This window comes from Streptococcus suis (genome assembly GCF_002964045.1).
In the GTDB taxonomy this organism is placed as follows: Bacteria; Bacillota; Bacilli; order Lactobacillales; family Streptococcaceae; genus Streptococcus; species Streptococcus suis_U.
In genome coordinates, this window is sequence record NZ_POPB01000218.1 from 1 (window position 1) to 1,454 (window position 1,454).

A 1,454-nucleotide genomic window follows, 5' to 3' on the forward strand; every position below is an offset into this window, starting at 1 on the left:
CTTAAACCACCTCATCTGGACAAAATAAAAAGGCCTTCTTGCCATCCTTTTAACTAGTTTTTTGAGATTTAAGCACGCCAAAGTCAGTCCAATCTTATCCTCCATTTTGGACTTGCCTTTTTCTCTCGTGTAGCGCAGATTATGGTATTCCTTGGCTGTGCCAAATAGCCGTTCAATCGTCTCTTTCCGATGTTGGTAGAGCTCCTTCATCCCTCTTTGATGACGAATATCCTCGCACTGTTCCAAATACTCCTTCCAAATATGCCGCGTGACAACTTTTTGATGGTTCTTGCTGGTCGTACATACTGATAATAGGGGACAGTTGGCACAAATTGCTGGGTCACTTTTGTATTCTCGGTAGCCTTCTCGGGTGGTCGTACGATAGGTCAACACCTGATGTTCAGGACACAGGACACAATCGAAGTGTTCGTCATAGACAAAATCTTTAGGACGAAGTTGTCCCTTCTTCCCACGGGGACGGGTGTAGGGAAGGACAGGAGTGATTTCCTTATCAATTAGAAACTTGGCAATACTGGGAATTTTATAGCCCGAATCCGCAATGATATATTCTGGTTTCAAGGGTTCAAGTTTGGCGAAAAGTGCAGGAAAAGCCTGACTGTCATGGATATTACCAGCCTCAACACTATAAGCAAGTGCCCAGCCATACTTATCACAGGCAACTTGGGCAGAATAAGCGAAAACTTCCTTATGATCACCTTTGTGGAACCAGCCACTTTCTGGGTCGGTTGTGGAGATTTTCTTAGCGATGGTCTCTGGCTCTTTGGCGGGCCCGAGCGGCTTTTTTCCGTGCTTTACCCGATCTTGATTAATTTCGATTTCCAGCTGTTCACTCATGAATTTAGCCTGCTTTTCCACCTCTTGGTTGATAAACTTACGATTATTAGCCGCAGCCTTAATATGAGTTCCGTCTATGAAAATCTCCGTCGGGTCAATCAGGCCTGCATTGATACACAGCCCAAGAATATGCGTGAAAATGGACTCAATCAACCCTTTCTCTTGAAAGCGACGGGAATAATTTTTGCCGTATGTCGTGAAGTGAGGCACCTTGTCATCTAGGGTTAAACCAAGAAACCAGCGATAGGCAGTATTCACTTCAATATCCTTGATGGTCTGACGCATGGAACGAATACCATAAATGCACTGAATCAGAGGAATTTTAACTAACATGACAGGGTCAAGACTAGGACGACCATTATCAGACGAATAGGTATCTTCTACTAGTTCATAAATGAAGTCGAAGTCAATCACAGCTTCCACTTGGCGCAGGAAATGATCTGCAGGCACAAGCTGGTCAAGGGTATAGAAACCGTACTGATTGCGGTTATAGTCAGGTTTTTCTTTGTGTAGCATAGGAGAACCTCATAAGTCCTTTTTCTTATATTATACTCCTAAATACGAAGAAAAGCCCTTAGAAAATCAATTCTAAGGACTTT

General features: G+C 43.4%; 1 protein-coding gene. It reads right to left on the bottom strand.

Features of this window, described 5'->3' with window-relative positions; genetic code table 11:
• A partial coding sequence (locus C1E99_RS01995; RefSeq protein WP_105206438.1) for an IS1182 family transposase occupies positions 1-1,371 on the bottom strand: 1,371 nt, incomplete at its 3' end.
• Positions 1,372-1,454: the final 83 nt, after the last annotated feature.